Genomic DNA, 17,028 nt, shown 5'->3' with positions numbered 1-17,028 from the left:
TGAAAAATATTTTTATTGTTCAATAACATATTTTCTAAAATCATCGCTCAAGCGAATCATGTATTCTGGCGCTAATTCTTCTATTGCTTTTTGCTCAATATCGCTTCTTTGCGGACCGTACATTCTGTTGCCTAATTGTTTAAACTGTTGTTGAAAACTATCGGGCAAACTATTTATATTTAACACCGTACCATCACCCCAAACCGTTGATTTATTTTTTTGTAATTGTGCAGCCGGTGAAATTAAAAAATTAACAACCACCATAGCACCAGCTTTATTGCCACTGTTTTTGATAATACCCATGTAGTGTGAGTTTTGGATAGTACCAGCATCAAAAACATATGAACGGGCAAATGTAGGGAAAGTGCCTAATGCTACTTTATTATCAACCTCTCCATCGTTATTGCTCATGGTAAAATACAACTCACCACTGGCAAACATTTGGTGCATGGGCGCTACAGCATTTGGAAAAGTTTTACCTTCTTTCCAAAAATATTTTTTATTAGTGTTGATGTAGTCCCACAGTTGTTGGCTGTATTTTTTATAAGCAGCTTCATTAAATTTTCCTTTTAATGAGGTATCTGCACCTGCAATTTCTACTAACATTGATTTTAAAAAAGTAAGTCCTGTAAAATCGTTGCCAATGGTAAATCGTCCCGGATTGGCTTTTACATAGCTGGCTAACTCTGTAATGTTTTTTGGAGGGTTAGCCACTTTATCTTTATTGTAAATTAAACACATTTGTACATTTCCCCACGGACACTCCATGCCATTGATGGGTTCTTGAAAATCAGTATTAATAAATTTATTGTTGAAGTTAATGTATTGGGCGTTGGGTAGTTGATTGGTAAATGGGCCATACAAACCATCTATTTGTCTTAGCTGGTAAAATGTTTCTCCATTAATCCACCCTAAATCAATTTCACTACTGGTTTTACTAGCTTGTTTTTCGTTGAGTAATAATGACACAATTTGATTGCCTTGTCCTGCAACAATTTTAAGATCAATATTGTAAAGTTTTTTTATTTGTGGCACTACATAATCAGCCATATAAGCATTTATTTGTGGGTCGCCCTGCCACATCATTAAATGTACGGTAGTACCATTAGCTTTCGCTTCAATATCTTTCCAACTTAATGAAGCAACATCTGCCTGCATTGTAGCTTTTTTTTGATTACAACTGGTAAGCATTGCTGAACAAACTATAAAAAAACTACAAATTATAACTGAAAACGATTTCATGAAATGTTGTTTAAGGTGTTTAGTTTTAAACTGAGTTGAAAAGGTAGTTTTAAAAGTACAAATTAAAAAAGCCACTTACTATTTTTTTAACAGTAAGTGGCTTGTGGTATTAAAAAGTGTAACGAGCACCAAACTGGAACTGACGTGGAGCGCCTGCATTTTTTTGCAAAATGCCATTGCTCTTAGGGCCAATTTGTATTTGGTTACTTTGTGTAGCATTATTACTGTAACCACTTAAGTTTACGGTATTAAATACATTAAATATATCAGCCCTAATTTCTAAACGGCCAGTACCTTTAATTGGAATATTGTATTGTACACCAGCATCAAACAATTTACTCCAAGGTAAGCGATCGCTGTTTCTTGCTTCGCCTGGTTGGCGATCACTGTTACCAACATAAGCATCACCAAAACTACCACCATCACCATTTAAATCAGTAGTACCATAAACTGTACCATCAGGTATACGGTTAATTGGTTGGCCACTTTGTAATAGTGTAGCAAATGAAACACTCAATTGTTTTACAGGATAATAATAAAACACACCACTAATTACATGGCGACGATCGTTTAATGATGGGCCCCATTCGTTATCATAATTATTTGCATCAGATGCACGGAAATTAATATCGTCTGTATTATTTTTTAAGCTAGATAATGTGTACGATACAAAATAGGCATACTTGTCAGCTGCTTTATCTTTTTTAGCATTGATGCTTAAACCGATATATTCAGATTTACCACCAGCATCAGTTACCGTTACATTACGAGCCACACCGTATACTTTTTGGCCATTAATAACACCGTAGTTACCGCTAGCATCATTAAAAATAGGAACGGGCCTAGTAGCGTTTGCAGCGGCTTGTGAACGTGGTGTAGTGCCGTTTGCAGGTATTTGGTAAGCTGTAGGAGCATTTAAATCAACCAATCTAAATAAGTTGTAACCTCTGTTATACACAACATCAGTATACAATAATAACTTATCATTTACTTGGTATTGGTAACCAATGGTATTTTGCCAAGTATAACTGTTTTGGTAACCATTAGGGTTTAATATGCGGCGTTCAAAACTAAATACGCTGTTACGTTGGTTTTGTAAAGATGCTGCACTTGGTCCATTTAAGTAAGGCACATTGGTAGCACCTGCACTCAAATTACCATCAAAAGTAATAGCGTTGAGGTTTGTATTTTTTGGTAAAATACCTTTATCAATCAATGCTTGCAATTGTAATTTATACTCAGGGCTTGTGGTATTTTGCTGAATAGCATCACTATAAACACTGTACAAAACTTTATCGTAAGAAAGGCCAGAACCACCACGAATACTGCTTTTGTCGTTTATTTTATAATTGAAACTTGCACGTGGGGCAATGTTGTTATAATCACCACGGCTGCTACCACCTTTTGATAAGTTATCATAATCGTAACGTATGCCGTAAGTAATATTTAATTTACTATTTACTGCAAATAAATCTTCTGCATACAATGAGGTAATGGTTTGTGTTTTACCAAATTGGTTCGGACGTAACTCAACACTATAAAACGGCACGGCTACGTTTGATGGAATATCAGTATAATCTAAATCTTTGCCTTTATTTTTTGCTTTTAAATCAGCTAACTGTGCTGCTGTTAATTGCACTTGATAATAACCGTTTGGTACACCACCGCCGTATAGTTGGTGTTTGGCACTAATAATTTCAGCACCTACTTTTAAGGTATGTTTATTTAAAAAGATTTTAAACTTTTCTTGAAACTGAATGGTGCTTTCATGAGAGTCAAACGCATAACCTGGGTGGCCAAACACTGCCACAGTACTACCATCAGGCGCTTTAACCTCTACTTGTGGATTGTTTTCGTTTGTTGGTCTTGCGTAGTTCCAACGAAAGTTGCTGTATTGAATATTGGTTTCGTTACTAATGTTGCCTTTGGTGTAAACATTTTGTAGGGCAATTAATGTTGAGTTACGATCTTGCTTGTTACCTGCAGATGGGAATGCTACACCGCCTTCTAACCCACCGCCTTGACGAGCAATGTTTACAATACCACCATTTACACGTAACGATGATTTAAAATGATCGCTCCATTTTTGATCAATTTTACCAGACAAGTAAGTGAAATAGTTATAACCACGAACCGTAGCATTTACACCTAATTGTGGCGATGTTAAAATATTGTCTTTTATATCAATGGTTTGCTCAGCATTGATGTAGTAAAAAGTTTTATCCTTTTTAATAGCACCACCTAAAGCCACACCAAATTGTTGGCGCTGAAAACCATCTTTTACATTATTGCCACTTAAATCTTTTTGAAAATATTTGCTAGATGCATCAACAGCAGCACCTGGTCTGGTTAAATAGAAAGCTTCACCGGTAGTTTTGTTGCTACCACTGCGGCTTGTAAGGTTAAATAATCCATTAGCAGTATTACCAAACTCAACCGAGTAGTTATTGGTTAATGCCGTAACGTTTTGTGTAAAACCTAAAGGCATTGCAAATTTTTGACCGCCTAAAAAGCGCTCATTATTATCCATACCATCAATTAAGTATGATGTAAATAATGAGTTAGCCCCGTTGATGCTAACGTTGGGTGCCTCTGGGTAAAAGCCTGTTGCTTGCGTAACGTTTGGTAAACGGTATAATGAACGAGTAATATCTCTACCCTCAACAGGCAATAACTCTAACTCTTTTCTTTTCAATTGAGCAGATACCTCGGCGTTCACTGTATTAATTTTTGAGCTTCCGCTGTACACTTTTACAGCATTCAATTCGGTGGTTTTTTTAGTAGTGGCTACTAACTGCACACTAGGGTTTTCATTAGTTCTAAACTGTAAATTGTCAATAACATCGGCATTATACGATTCGCTATTTAAACTTACGGTGTAAGTGCCAGCAATGCTCAATGATTTAAAAATTACTTTACCGGCAGCATTGGTACTAAGGGTTTGGTTATACCCAATTTCTTTATTTTGAAGCACCACCGCTACACTGGCTAATGGTTTTAAAGTGGCGTTGTTAGATACTGATACGGTTAAATCAACTTGTGCAAATACCGCAGCATTGCATAAAAATATACATAAAAGTGTAAAGCACTTTTTTATCATAAAAAATGTTTTAATAAAATAAATAATAATGAAAAATGGGTTTGCCTTTTAGGCAACAATAAATACTGCCGAAGGAGGTGCTCTAAGGCCTTTGTGGCTTACAATAGGTTGTAAGTATAACTGAAAAAATAAGTTTGTTGCAAACAATTGTGTGTATTGCAACAGGTTTACTAATAATTTTTTTAATTGACAGGTATAGGCTAAAGTAGAAAATACAGCAACTGCATCAGCCTTTGCATTAATATCAATTAATGTAGGAAGCCCAATATTGATGGTGTTAGTAAATAAACCACACAAATCGTGGTATAATTGGTTGCTTTGCCAGCTTACATTTTTAAATGGTTGATGTTGGTACCATTTTTTATTAAATGCAATTAAATAAGCACCGCCTCTACAATTTTTACCAATTACAGTATTTCCAAGTAAAATTTGTTGATGTGCTTTTAAAAGATGTTTTGTTTGTAATTGTGGACTATCATTTCCTACAATCATGATATTTTGAAAACCTTTTTCAAATACTGCATTTACGGCATTTGAAATTTTTTCGCCAAATGTTTTTCCAACTTGTTCTTTTTCTGAAAATATAAAAAAAGGCAAACCCGTTTTTTGTACTTTTTGAAACACAATGCGGTTAAGGTATTGAAAATAGGCAGCACCATGTTTGTGCAAAGCAAACGACTTATTGCCTTGCTCAGCCTGAGCAGTTTGGGCAAATACCAAAATAGCCGTTTGTTGTAACTGCATGTTTAAAAAGAATAGACTGTTTAATTACGTATAATACCGCAACTACTTACGAAGCTAGCAACAAATTAGTTTGAAAACTCATATATAAAATAAACAATTACGTTTTATTGGTCATTGTTAAGGGCAGCATCTGGCAATTGCTTTTGAGCATTGGCTCCCATTTTTTTAAGTTCTTCAACTTTTTGGGTAAAATTACCCCTACCTGTTATGAGTTGTTTTTGAGCTTGTTCAAAACTTTGATGGGCTTCTCTTATTTTTTTACCAACGGCATCAAACGATTCATAAAAACCAACAAATTTATCATATAAGCTACCAGCCTTCTCTGCAATTTCAATAGCATTTTTACTTTGGGATGATACTTTCCACAACGCTACTATTATTTTTAAAACGGCTAATAAATTGGTTGGGCTCACCAAAATAATATTTCTATCATAGGCGTATTTCCACAAAGTAGCATCTTGCTTAAGGGCTTCTAAAAAGGCTGGTTCAATTGGTATAAACAGTAACACATACTCTAACGCTGATGCATATTTGGGGTAATTTTTTTTACTCAACCCATCAATATGGTTTTTAATACTTTTGAGGTGTTGTGCCAAGTAGGTATGTTGTTCAGTAATATCAGTAGCGGCTACCAATATATCCCATGCTTGTAATGAAACCTTCGCATCAATAATAATTTTACGTTCATCGGGGTATACAATCATCACATCTGGCTGCAATCCTTTACCATCTTCATCTTTAATAATATTGCCAGCGTTATCTTTAATAAATTGTTGTAAAAAATATTGGGTGCCTTTTAGTAAACCACTGGCTTCTAAAATACTTTCTAAAATCAATTCACCCCAATTGCCTTGAATTTTGTTATTACCTTTTAATGCATTGGTTAAGTTGTTGGCATCTTGGCTTACTTGCTGTGTCATATCAATAAGTCTTCCCACTTCTTTATGTAAGCTAAACCGCTCTTTTGATTCTTTGTCGTAGGTTTCTTCTACCTTTTGTTTAAACTCTTGTAATTGTTGTTTAAGCGGTGCTAAAATAGCGGTCATTTTTTGCTCATTAACAGCTGTAAATTGGTTGGTTTTTTCATCTAAAATTGCCTGTGCAACATGTTTAAATTGCAACTGTAGTGTATTATTTAATTGTTGCACCTCTTGTTGTTGCGTTGCCAATTGTTGTGCGGTTTGCTGAAGTTGGGTTTCTGTAATGGCATTTTTTTGCAATAGTTGTTGGTATTGCGTTGCTATAATTTTTAGTTGATGCACTTCATCTTGTAAAAATTGTACCTGTGCTTCGCTATTTGCTTTACTTATTTGTAAAGCAGCTTCACTATTTTGTAATTGTTGATGGGCTTTGTTTAGTTGCTCCAACTGTTGTTGACTTTGTAACAACTGTGCTTTAATAAAATTTGTTTTTTGTGCATAAAGCAGGCGAATAATTACAATAACAACAATCAATAAAATGGCTGATGTAATAATGAGTATTAAGATGTTGTTCATAGTTGTAAATATACATTGGGTTGTATGGAAATACTTTGTAAATATACAACGTTAAAATGCCCACATCAAACGTTTGCAAATGATGTTTGATAGGCACTTCCATAAAACCATCATATATTTAAATACCACTATTTTACTGCAATGAATTTAACTAAAGCGAAGCTGAGCTTCTGGCAAATTATTAATATGAATGTTGGTTTTTTCGGCATTCAATATAGTTTTGGTTTACAACAAAGTGCTGTTAACCCCATTTACGATTTTTTGGGGGCTAAGCCAGATGAAATTCCTTGGCTTAATTTAGCCGGTCCGTTAACGGGTTTGTTGGTACAGCCCATTATTGGTGCTTTGAGTGATAGAACATGGCATCCAAAATTTGGCAGAAGAAAACCCTATTTTTTTATAGGCGCTATTATGTGCAGTATTGCATTGTTTTTGTTTCCGTTCAGCAGTAGCTTATGGATGGCTGCTGGTTTGCTCTGGATTTTAGATGCTGGTAACAACACCGCAATGGAACCTTACAGGGCATTTGTTGCAGATAAGTTAGATGAAACCCAACAGGCTACCGGTTTTCAGGCACAGAGTTTTTTTACGGGTTTTGGTCAAACCCTAGCTAATTTTTCATTGTTACTTTTTCCTTTGATTATAGTAGGAAAAACAGGCAAATTACCTAACTGGGTTTTTGCATCGTTCATGTTTGGTGCAGTTTGTTCAATAGGCAGTGTTTGGTGGAGTATGCGTACCACACCAGAAATTCCACCAAGCGATGAAGAAATTAAAGAAATGCGTTCGCAGCCTTTACATCTTTTTTCGCCTTTTAAAGATGTTATTAGTGCTATAGGCAACATGCCTAAAGTGTTATGGTTATTGGCTTTAGTATATTTATTTCAATGGTATGCTTTGTTTTGTTATTGGCAAAACAGTAGTAAAGCGGTAGCACAAAACGCTTTTGAGTGGCACCATAAAGATTTGAATGCAACCGAAGAAGCTGCAATGAAATCATTTACAACTTTTAAAGCTGATATAAAAAAGTATGTAGAGGCTAAAGGTTTGGAGCCAGATGATGTGAACAAAAATGATACTACAGCAATGGCTACTTATGATAATTGGAAAGACATCATAACAACATCTTTAACTGTTGATGATGTTAATGCAATAAGTGAAATTGATGCCAATGATAGAAAATATGAGAAAGCAGTATCTGCCACGGGTGGTATTAACGGTTGGTATAACATCGTTACTTTTTTAATTGCTTTTTTGTTGGTAGGGTTTGCTAAAAAATATGGTGCTAAATATGTGCACTTTATTTGCTTAATATTAGCAGGAGTAGGCTTTATAGCATTTTCGCAAATACACCAACTATCATTATTTTATGTAGCTATTACAGGCTTTGGTATTGGTTGGGCTAGCATGATGGGTATACCTTATTTAATGGTAGTAAGTGAAATACCTAAAGAAAAATATGGTGTTTATATGGGTATTATTAATATGATGATTGTAATACCTATGTTTATACAAACCATTAGTTTCGGGTATATTTTAAAACACTTTTTACATAACGACCCTACTAAAGCCATTTTGTTTGCAGGTGTATTATTACTTGTTGCGGCTTTGGCAACACTGCTTATAAAAAGTAAAAAGTTAACCAACGAAATAATGGCAGCACCTGCCACAGGGGGGCATTAATAAAACAATTAAATTTTGCACTGTTATTTATAAAGCGACATTGTATGAGTAAAATATTTTGTATTGGTGAGGCTTTAATTGATATGATTTGTACCGATAAGGGTTTGCCACTTACTACAGGCGAAAACTTTCTAAAAAAGCCAGGTGGAGCGCCTACAAATGTAGCAGCCGCCATTGCTGCATTGGGAGAAGATGTTGTGTTGGCAGCAAAAGTTGGTATTGACCCGTTTGGGCAACATTTAATTGATGTAATGAAAGGGTTTAATGTTGATACTTCGTACATGTTGCAAGATGCACAACACTTTACCACCTTTGCTTTTGTGAGTTTGTTAGAAAATGGGGAACGTGATTTTTATTTTAACAGAGGTGCCGATGGTCAGTTGCATTGGACGGATATTGCCTCATACAACCTTGCCTCAACCAGTATTGTACATTTTGGTTCGGCTACGGCTTTTATGGAAGGTCCACTCCAAGAAACCTATTTTATATTGTTTGATAAAGCAGTAGAGCAAGGTATTTTCACCAGCTTTGATCCTAATTATAGGCATTTACTTTTTAAAGATAATCAACCACACTTCATTAAACAAAGTTGGTACTTTATAGAGCGATGTAACTTCTTTAAAGTGAGTGATGAGGAAGCGTTGTTGTTAACAGGCTGTGCAGATGTTGAAAGCGCTTGTGCTATTTTTCAAAAAAGAACCAAAGGTTTTTTTGCTATTACTATTGGCAAAGAAGGAACTATATTTGGTACGCCCACTCATACTGAAATTATTAAGAGTATTGAAGTAAACCCTATTGATACTACAGGTGCAGGCGATGCATTTGTAGGTGCAGTATTATCACAATTAAATAAATTTGCGCCTGCTTTTAGCAAAATATCCATAGCACAGTGGCAAACAATAATATACAATGGTAATGTGGCAGGTGCTAAAACCTGCGAACATTATGGCGCTATGGAAGCCCTTAAACATTTAAATAGTAATATTTTTAACGCATAGTTTTATATTGGTAGTGATGAAGAATAGCCATATTTTGAGTGATGTATTAGCAAAACACCGATTTTTAAACAACCCACATGATCAATCTTTTTTAAAAAGATTACAACAGCATGAAAGTACCATCAATGGGCTATACGTGCAGTTGTATGGCGATACTTATGCTGCTTTATTTTTAGATCAACTCTATCGCTTACTCATTAATACACACGTTGAAAGAGCGCCACATTTTAAGCAAAGAGATGCGCAAAAAGCCGGCGAACAAAAATGGTTTTTGAGTAATGATATTGTGGGCATGAGTTTGTATGTTGATAGGTTTGCAGGTTCTATCAACGCCATGAATCAAAAATTACCGTATTTGCAACAGCTCGGTGTAAATTTTTTACATTTAATGCCACTGATGGAAAGCCCAGCCGATGCTAGTGATGGCGGTTATGCTGTGAGTAATTTTAGAAAAGTTGATGAGCGCTTTGGCAACATTACTGATTTAAAAAACCTGCAACAAAACATGCAGCAAAAAGGCATGTATTTGATGTTGGATATTGTGCTTAATCATGCATCTAACCAGCACGAATGGGCCATTAAAGCCAAACAAGGCGATAAAAAATACCAAGATTTTTTTTACATGTATGATGATAGGGTGGTGCCTGATCAATTTGAAAGTACCATGCCAGAAGTGTTTCCTGAAAGTAGCCCCGGCAATTTTACTTATGTACCCGAATTAAACAAATGGGTAATGACGGTATTTCACCATTACCAATGGGATTTAAATTTTACCAACCCTGCCGTTTTAATTGCCATGTTAGAAAATATTTTCTTTTATGCTAACATCGGGGTTGATGTATTGCGAATAGATGCACCTGCTTTTATTTGGAAACAACTAGGTACAACTTGCCAAAATTTACCATTAGCACATACCATATTACAACTTATTAAGCAATGCGTAAACGTTGCTACACCTGGTATGGCTTTACTTGGAGAAGCAATTGTAGCACCTAAAGATATTATGAAGTATTTTGGTGAAGGAGCGTTTTATGCTAACGAATGTGATGTAGCCTACAACGCAACCCAAATGGCCTTGCAGTGGGATGCTATTGCCACAGGCGATACTACCATTATGCTTGCGGCACAACAAGAAATTTTAAAGAAACCTTACGGTACTACTTGGATAAATTATACCCGTTGTCATGATGATATTGGTTTGGGTTACGAAGATGAAATGATTGCCCAAGCAGGCTATAACCCATACGAGCACCGTAAATTTTTAATGAATTATTTTTCTGGTAACCATGCCTATTCATCTGCAAGTGGGGCCTTGTTTTCAGTGAACCCCAAAACAAATGATGCTCGTATAAGTGGTACATTGGCATCGCTTTGTGGGTTAGAAAACGCTATCAATAACAATGATGCAGCACTTATTGAAACAGCCATCAAACGCATTATAGTAATGCAAGCTTGTGCAATTTTTTACGGCGGGTTACCAATGTTGTATTATGGTGATGAAGTAGGTTACACAAACGATTATAGTTATTTAAACGATGCTGCTAAAAGTTATGATAACCGTTGGATGCACCGCCCCATCATCGATTGGCAAAAGAATGATTTAATACAAACCAAAGGCAGCATTGAACAACGAATATTTGAAGCCACACAGCAACTTATTACAATTCGTAAACAACTACCAGCTATAAGTGATTTAAAAAATATACACTGGTTGCCACCGCATAATATTCATGTGGCAGGTTATGTGCGGCACACTGCTGATCAACATATTTACTGCCTATTTAATTTTAGTAACGAAGTGGCTTTTTTAACATGGTACGCTTTCAAATCTTTTTCAAAAAACCTTACCACTGTTACAGATTTGGTAACCAATAAAACATATAATATTGGTCCTGATGCAGCGTACTTAATTTTAGAGCCTTATCAATACTTAATTTTAACAACGGCCTAGTGATATTGTTGAAACTGTAACACCAACGCACTATCATTATTTTTTGCAATAATATAGGCTTGTTTATGTTGAATGGTAATAGGTGCGATATGCCTGCTTTCACCTTTTAATACTACGCCATTGAGCGTTTCATATTTAAAATTGCCCTTACCTTGGTTTATTAATAAGCTACCATAATCAGCATCATGCATACCCATTTGAATGTTATTATGGTAGTAGTTACCTATTAAAAATATATCTGGTAAATGATCATTATTGGCATCTACAATAGCAGCATCTCTATAGGGTGCTAATTGTGCTTGCCATGGTAGGGGCTTTACATCAAACTTGCCATTGCCTTGGTTAATAAGTACAACATTACTAAAGTTGTTGGCCTCATATTTTAAAGCATTATCAAAACTAGCTTTCGGAAATAAATCAAACAAATTGGCCTTTGCAAAATCTGCTGCGTACAAATATTGTTTTTTAAAAGATGGTAATTGTTTCTGTAATTCATCTTTATTAGCAAACGGAATTTGTTTGTTCTGTAAAAAATATGTTACGATTTGCTCTTTTTTTCCATTACCATCAAAATCATTATAGTACATATTTACGGGTGTAGAAGGGCTTGCATAAAGGCGATTGTTGAGGCCAAGGTTACCAGCAACAAAATCATCGTCACCATCGCCATCAACGTCAACAGCTTTAATAAAGTTCCACCAACCTTTGTTTTGTGTGAGCCATTTAGCTGTAAATTGGTGTTGTTGGTTTTGTGTGAAGGCAATAATACCACCCCATTCTAAAGTAAGCACTAAATCTTGCAAGCCATTTTTATCAATATCGTTGGTAATGGCGCTCGTTACAAAACCTACATCACTTAAATAGGGAGCTACATTTTTTATTACGTTTTTAAAATTGCCCTTACCATCGTTCAATAATAAATAGGATGATGGGACTACTCCATATTGCCAAGGCACGGCACGACCTCCGAAAAATAAATCAACAAAACCATCATTATTAATATCTAATGTAGTAACACATGAAGCAGTTAACATAATGGCATTATCAAATGCTGTTGGGTTTTTGGTAAGATGACCCTTGCCATCGTTAATATAAACCCGAGGTAATAAAAATTCGCTGTTGCCATAATATTCATTACCACCACTAGCAACTACTAAATCAAGTGAACGATCATTGTTTACATCCACCCATTGAGCAGCAACATCTTCATAAGTACTATCATTTTCAATATTAGGTTGTTTGTCTTGTTTAAAAGTACCGGTTATTGTTTGTAAAAATATTCCAGCTTTTTTTGCTTTCGCTGCACCAATAAAAACATCTTCCAATCCATCACCATTGTAATCACCAATGGCTAATGCTGGGCCTTCTCTACTTACCATGTGAGGCATTAATTGCTCTCTATTAAATTCATTAAAAGGATTTTCTTCATGCACATAACGGAGCTGTGTGGCGTTTGTTATGTCAACAATTTTATTAGATAAGAGAGGTTGTTTTAGTTGTTGATAATTGAAAACAGGCAACCCTTTTTTATACGTAATGGTAATGGTTGTATCTGTTGCATTATTTATTTTTTGGTAAGTATGATTAGGCCATACAATCAAAACAGAATCTGGCGTAATTGAACCTAAGCCAATATGAACGGGCACTTGCATAGCACTTTGAAAACCACGTACTGGTGTTGTTTCATAGGTTTGCAATTGTTGTTGGCTGTATACCAACACTTTGGTACCTATGGCATTGTAATTATTGCTATCGCCTCTTAATTGTATACTCAGCCAGTGATTGGTAGCATGGTCATTGGTTTTATTTTGATACAACATTGCTGCATCATCAATATTATTTACTACAATATCAATATCGCCATCATTATCAAAATCAGCATAGGCAGCACCATTTGAGTAGGTAGCTGTATTATTTTTTATGAGTGCATCAACATCTTCAAACTGCAGGTTTTTTTTATTGAGGTAAAAGCGATTGGGTAATTTTATTTGAGGAAACTTATCAATAAGGGCCATATCTTTTTCACCCATATTATTGCTGCGAATTTTATCTTGAAAAGCAGCATCACTCACATAGTTTACATAATCAATATCATTTAAGCGTTTAGGTATACCGTTGCTAATAAACAGGTCTTTCCAACCATCATTATCAAAATCAGTAAATAAAGCAGCCCAGCTCCAATCGGTTGCAAATACTTTGCTGTACATGCCTACTTCGCTAAACATACCATTACCACGATTGTATTGCAAAGCATTTTTGGCAAATTGTGGCATGTAACCGTAGCTCCTTTTAAACTGAAATAAATCATACGCATCTTCATCTAGCGAACGTTTTAAAATGTATGGGTCAGATGGCATCATATCCATCGTAATAATTTCAGGATACCCATCGTTATTAGCATCAGCAATATCAACCCCCATACTAAATTGGCTGGTATGCATTATGCAGTTTTGAATAACCTCTTTAAAAGTGCCGTTTTTTTGGTTAATGTATAAATAATCATTTTCATGAAAATCATTACCAATATAAATATCCTGATAACCATCCATATCAATATCACTGATACAAATGCCCAAGCCATAACCAATAATGTAGCCAGTTATGCCTGCTTGTTTTGATACATCTGTAAACACACCGTTGTTGTTTTGTAACAAATAATCAGCACTCAAACTATCGGTGGTGTTGTAGTAGGTATTACGTGCATTAAATGTACCATTGTAACGCAAAGAGTGGTTCATCAGGTACATATCAAGGTCGCCATCATTATCATAATCAATAAATGATGTTTGGGTACCAAATGCGCTGAATGCAACATTACGTTGTAAGGCTTCATCTTCATAAAAGGGTACACCGTTGGCATCAATACCTTTACAAATTAAAAATTCGTTGTGGCTCTGGAGTGCATCAAAATTGCCCACTTTGCATACATAGATATCAAGCAGGCCATCATTGTTAATATCTATTACAGATACACCTGTGCTCCAGCCGCCATTGGTAGGTATTTTAGCTGCTACAGTTACATCTTCAAAATGTAAATTGCCTTTATTGAGGTATAATTTATTTTGTTGTTGATTGCTTGCAAAAAACACATCTATCTTTCCATCATTATTAAAATCACCAGCGCCTACCCCAGCTCCGTTGTAAAAGTACATGTACTTAAACATATTGAAGCTTGGTGTAGCGGTGAGCTTGTTTACAAAATTAAGACCCGTTTCGCTGCCTTGTCTTAACTCAAACAACGGTTGTTGTTGGTTTGATGAACAGCTAGATAATAAGGTAAACCATACCAAAATAATGAAAGCGGTAAAGCCTAAGTATGTTTGTTGTAAGCAATTTTTTTTCATATTAAATTTTTATTCAGCCCCATCCGTTAAAGCTCTTTGAATTGCAAATTGGGCTACTTTATTTCCTACTATTAAACCTTTTTCGCAATCGCTTCTATAATGTATAGCTCCATATAAACGTGATAAAGAGGCTTCTTTAGCCATAGCATCGTAACCAGCTGCTTTTACGGGTATTATGTGTGATAATACACTAGCAGCGGCAGCACTAAAAGTTGAGTGGCCCGAAATATATGCAGGAAAATTAGGCACCCCAGTAGTTGTTTTTATGGCATTATTCATTTGTGATGGACGAGGATTAAAGTAGGTATACTTTGCATCCCAACAAGCAATGGCAGCATCCATTAAGCTCATATTGAGTAATGCCATATTACGAGCCCAACGCACTTCACTAAAACGTTCTTTTACAAAATCTTCTGCAGCAATAGCGTTCCAATGACCTGGTGGTGTATAAGTGCCAACGCCATCAGCCCAAAAGTGTGCTATTCTTATTTGCTCTCTGCTAGCATTGTTGCTGTAAGATAATACTTCATTGAGCTCGTTATTGAATTGTAAAGAGTTGGTTGATGGTGGTGCAGCTGGCCTTATTTGATTTACCAAAGTTGCAGAATCAAATAAAAACGCTTTCACCTTGCCGAACAAAGGTAACATTGGCGGACGCTTTGGTGTTTCTAAACTAATCCAAGGTGTTTGTCCTCTTGCAATAGCATCGTTTTCTAATTGAGCCCAAATAGTGGCATTGCCTACAGCAGCACCAGCTCTATCATTTCTGGCTCTTGTAATAAATTGTAGTGCAACCACTTTGCCAATATTTTCACCAGCATCTAAATCGCTCCTAACATTTGCGCCACTCAGCAAACGAGCTCTTTTATGTTCATCAGCTTTTTGTTGAATGTATGCTTGGTCACCCGGAAATAACAACTTCAACATTTCTACGGTTGCACCCATCACCGTAGCATCTTCACTCGGGTACGATGATAAAGGTGAACTAGGAATCAGTAATTTAATACCAGCATCTACCTTATGGGGCGCATTGCGGTTGTATATTTTTTTGAAATACATAGTTGTTACCAATGCATCATACTGAGCAGCACTTACATAAGCGTAGGCCCTTGCTGCATATGGTGGGTTTGAAAAAGGAAACAGTGGGTACGCTAATGGGTTATTGGCACTAGGTATAGGGTAAGTGCCATCATTATTTTGATAAGGAGGAAGGTTGTGTTTAGCAACTAGTTCTCTTAAAATTTCGTTCCAACGAACAACGGCACCAGCGCTCCAATATTTTACAATAGCTCTATCAGCCGCATTCATATTGGCTTGAAAACTTTTAATTTCATTTAATTGAATGATATAATCTGGCGAAGTAGTAGCAATAGGAGCACTTACAGTAAAGGCTGATGGCGACGAAATAAGTATTGGTCGCCATGTACCTGCATTGCTATCAACCCGTAATGGATTTAATGCTTCAAATTCGTTGGTACGTTCTACAATTTCTTTGCTACAGCTTGTTGCTACAATAATAATAGCGATGCATATATATAATTTTTTCATTGAATTACTTTTTAGAAAAGTTGGCTAAATAAAAAAGACCGATGCTTAAACCATTGGTTTGGCCTACGTTACGGCCAGTTATAGTGGTATAAGCATTGCCTACAATTGATAATTTTTTTTGAAACCACAATGGGTAAAACACATGTAACCCCACCATACTGTTATTCATACGGTTGCTAGGAAAAGGCATATTGTTTTTAGTAATATCAAAACCGCCTTGTGTAATCCAGTTGTTGTAAAAAACTTCTGCTATAAGGCCTTTGTTTCTATAGCCAGCTCTTATATTGTAGGTAAAGGCGTTGGGCATAGCCACTTCGTTGGTGTAATGCATGGTTGTTGTGTAGTAGCTATTTCTATCTAAGCGGATGTTGCTTCGCCATACATAAGCGGCCGATGCAGTAGTAAACCATTTTTTTATTTGATAATCTACCAATGCCCTTGAGGTAATAGTAGTAGCTTTTAACCCAATATTGAGCGGAAGGTAATCAACTACATAATTTGTTGTAGGTGCAGTAAATTTTGCTGATACGTAACCTGATAGTGTATGTTGCTTCAACGTTTTTTGAAACAATTTATATTTTGCACCAATCATAACATCTTGCCAGCCTTGTAAACCTTTTAATTGTCCGGCACTAGCTTTAGTAGTTACAAATGGTACACCCGCCATAATATTGAGTTTGTTTGTAACGCCATATGTACCCATTGCTGCATACATTTGCGTTCTTACTGTACCTAAATTTAGGTTGGGTCTTTTAAAATCAGCTTCCCAATATTTATTCCATGAGTGGTAGCTGTATTCAACACCAGCACATAGTTCTTTTTTTTGCATCATGTTTACATCAATATCAGTTTGTGCCTGTAGGGCATTGCTGCATGTAGTGGTTATTATGCTTATAATAATTGCTTTATATAGATAGTTCAT

The 17,028-nt window shown here is 35.8% G+C and carries 10 protein-coding genes; 3 read left to right on the top strand and 7 right to left on the bottom strand.

Annotated elements, in window-relative coordinates; genetic code table 11:
• Positions 1 to 12: 12 nt before the first annotated feature.
• The 4 genes from ACFOWM_RS08370 to ACFOWM_RS08355 all read right to left on the bottom strand — a co-directional run bounded on the left by ACFOWM_RS08370 (position 13) and on the right by ACFOWM_RS08355 (position 6,582).
• The gene (locus ACFOWM_RS08370; RefSeq protein WP_379708785.1) at positions 13 to 1,242 is read right to left on the bottom strand and encodes an ABC transporter substrate-binding protein; all 1,230 of its coding nucleotides are present in this window, start codon (positions 1,240 to 1,242) and stop codon (positions 13 to 15) included.
• A gap of 109 nt (positions 1,243 to 1,351) precedes the next feature.
• Complete coding sequence (locus tag ACFOWM_RS08365) at positions 1,352 to 4,342, bottom strand: TonB-dependent receptor plug domain-containing protein (RefSeq protein WP_379708783.1); 2,991 nt, start codon at positions 4,340 to 4,342, stop codon at positions 1,352 to 1,354.
• Positions 4,343 to 4,390: 48 nt separating this feature from the next.
• Positions 4,391 to 5,086, bottom strand: a complete 696-nt coding sequence (locus tag ACFOWM_RS08360) for a DUF2064 domain-containing protein (protein ID WP_379708781.1) — start codon at positions 5,084 to 5,086, stop codon at positions 4,391 to 4,393.
• Between the two features lie 104 nt (positions 5,087 to 5,190).
• Positions 5,191 to 6,582: a DNA recombination protein RmuC gene (locus tag ACFOWM_RS08355; RefSeq protein ID WP_379708779.1), complete on the bottom strand. Its 1,392-nt coding sequence runs from the start codon at positions 6,580 to 6,582 to the stop codon at positions 5,191 to 5,193.
• A gap of 186 nt (positions 6,583 to 6,768) precedes the next feature.
• On the opposite strand from ACFOWM_RS08355, the gene ACFOWM_RS08350 reads away from it, so the two are divergent.
• From ACFOWM_RS08350 to ACFOWM_RS08340, 3 genes are read left to right on the top strand one after another with little or no spacing between them, the layout of a single operon-like run.
• Positions 6,769 to 8,265, top strand: a complete 1,497-nt coding sequence (locus tag ACFOWM_RS08350) for an MFS transporter (RefSeq protein ID WP_379708777.1) — start codon at positions 6,769 to 6,771, stop codon at positions 8,263 to 8,265.
• A gap of 44 nt (positions 8,266 to 8,309) precedes the next feature.
• The gene (locus tag ACFOWM_RS08345; protein WP_379708775.1) at positions 8,310 to 9,263 is read left to right on the top strand and encodes a carbohydrate kinase family protein; all 954 of its coding nucleotides are present in this window, start codon (positions 8,310 to 8,312) and stop codon (positions 9,261 to 9,263) included.
• 16 nt (positions 9,264 to 9,279) lie between these two features.
• On the top strand, positions 9,280 to 11,214 hold the full coding sequence (locus tag ACFOWM_RS08340) for an alpha-amylase family glycosyl hydrolase (protein WP_379708773.1): 1,935 nt from the start codon (positions 9,280 to 9,282) through the stop codon (positions 11,212 to 11,214).
• Here the strand turns inward: ACFOWM_RS08340 and ACFOWM_RS08335 are convergent.
• Genes ACFOWM_RS08335 through ACFOWM_RS08325 form a run of 3 tightly spaced genes read right to left on the bottom strand, consistent with a single transcriptional unit; the run spans position 11,211 to position 17,028 of the window.
• Positions 11,211 to 14,558 (bottom strand): VCBS repeat-containing protein, encoded by a 3,348-nt coding sequence (locus tag ACFOWM_RS08335; RefSeq protein ID WP_379708771.1) that lies wholly within the window; start codon positions 14,556 to 14,558, stop codon positions 11,211 to 11,213. The genes ACFOWM_RS08340 and ACFOWM_RS08335 overlap by 4 nt on opposite strands.
• Before the next feature lie 9 nt (positions 14,559 to 14,567).
• The gene (locus tag ACFOWM_RS08330; protein ID WP_379708769.1) at positions 14,568 to 16,106 is read right to left on the bottom strand and encodes a phosphatase PAP2 family protein; all 1,539 of its coding nucleotides are present in this window, start codon (positions 16,104 to 16,106) and stop codon (positions 14,568 to 14,570) included.
• Between the two features lie 4 nt (positions 16,107 to 16,110).
• A complete protein-coding gene (locus ACFOWM_RS08325) occupies positions 16,111 to 17,028 on the bottom strand; it encodes a hypothetical protein (RefSeq protein WP_379708767.1) in 918 nt (305 codons plus the stop codon).

It is taken from the genome of Ferruginibacter yonginensis, assembly GCF_042651465.1.
GTDB lineage: Bacteria > Bacteroidota > Bacteroidia > Chitinophagales > Chitinophagaceae > Ferruginibacter > Ferruginibacter yonginensis.
The sequence above is the reverse complement of the archived record's forward strand: the minus strand, read 5'-3'. Positions and strand labels throughout refer to the sequence as shown.

Bases quoted from the DNA above. Each gene is read 5' to 3' on its own strand.
- ACFOWM_RS08330 (WP_379708769.1), bottom strand. From the start codon at position 16,106: ATGAAAAAATTATATATATGCATCGCTATTATTATTGTAGCAACAAGC.
- ACFOWM_RS08335 (WP_379708771.1), bottom strand. From the start codon at position 14,558: ATGAAAAAAAATTGCTTACAACAAACATACTTAGGCTTTACCGCTTTC.
- ACFOWM_RS08365 (WP_379708783.1), bottom strand. From the start codon at position 4,342: ATGATAAAAAAGTGCTTTACACTTTTATGTATATTTTTATGCAATGCT.
- ACFOWM_RS08340 (WP_379708773.1), top strand. From the start codon at position 9,280: ATGAAGAATAGCCATATTTTGAGTGATGTATTAGCAAAACACCGATTT.
- ACFOWM_RS08325 (WP_379708767.1), bottom strand. From the start codon at position 17,028: ATGAACTATCTATATAAAGCAATTATTATAAGCATAATAACCACTACA.
- ACFOWM_RS08355 (WP_379708779.1), bottom strand. From the start codon at position 6,582: ATGAACAACATCTTAATACTCATTATTACATCAGCCATTTTATTGATT.
- ACFOWM_RS08360 (WP_379708781.1), bottom strand. From the start codon at position 5,086: ATGCAGTTACAACAAACGGCTATTTTGGTATTTGCCCAAACTGCTCAG.
- ACFOWM_RS08370 (WP_379708785.1), bottom strand. From the start codon at position 1,242: ATGAAATCGTTTTCAGTTATAATTTGTAGTTTTTTTATAGTTTGTTCA.
- ACFOWM_RS08345 (WP_379708775.1), top strand. From the start codon at position 8,310: ATGAGTAAAATATTTTGTATTGGTGAGGCTTTAATTGATATGATTTGT.
- ACFOWM_RS08350 (WP_379708777.1), top strand. From the start codon at position 6,769: ATGAATGTTGGTTTTTTCGGCATTCAATATAGTTTTGGTTTACAACAA.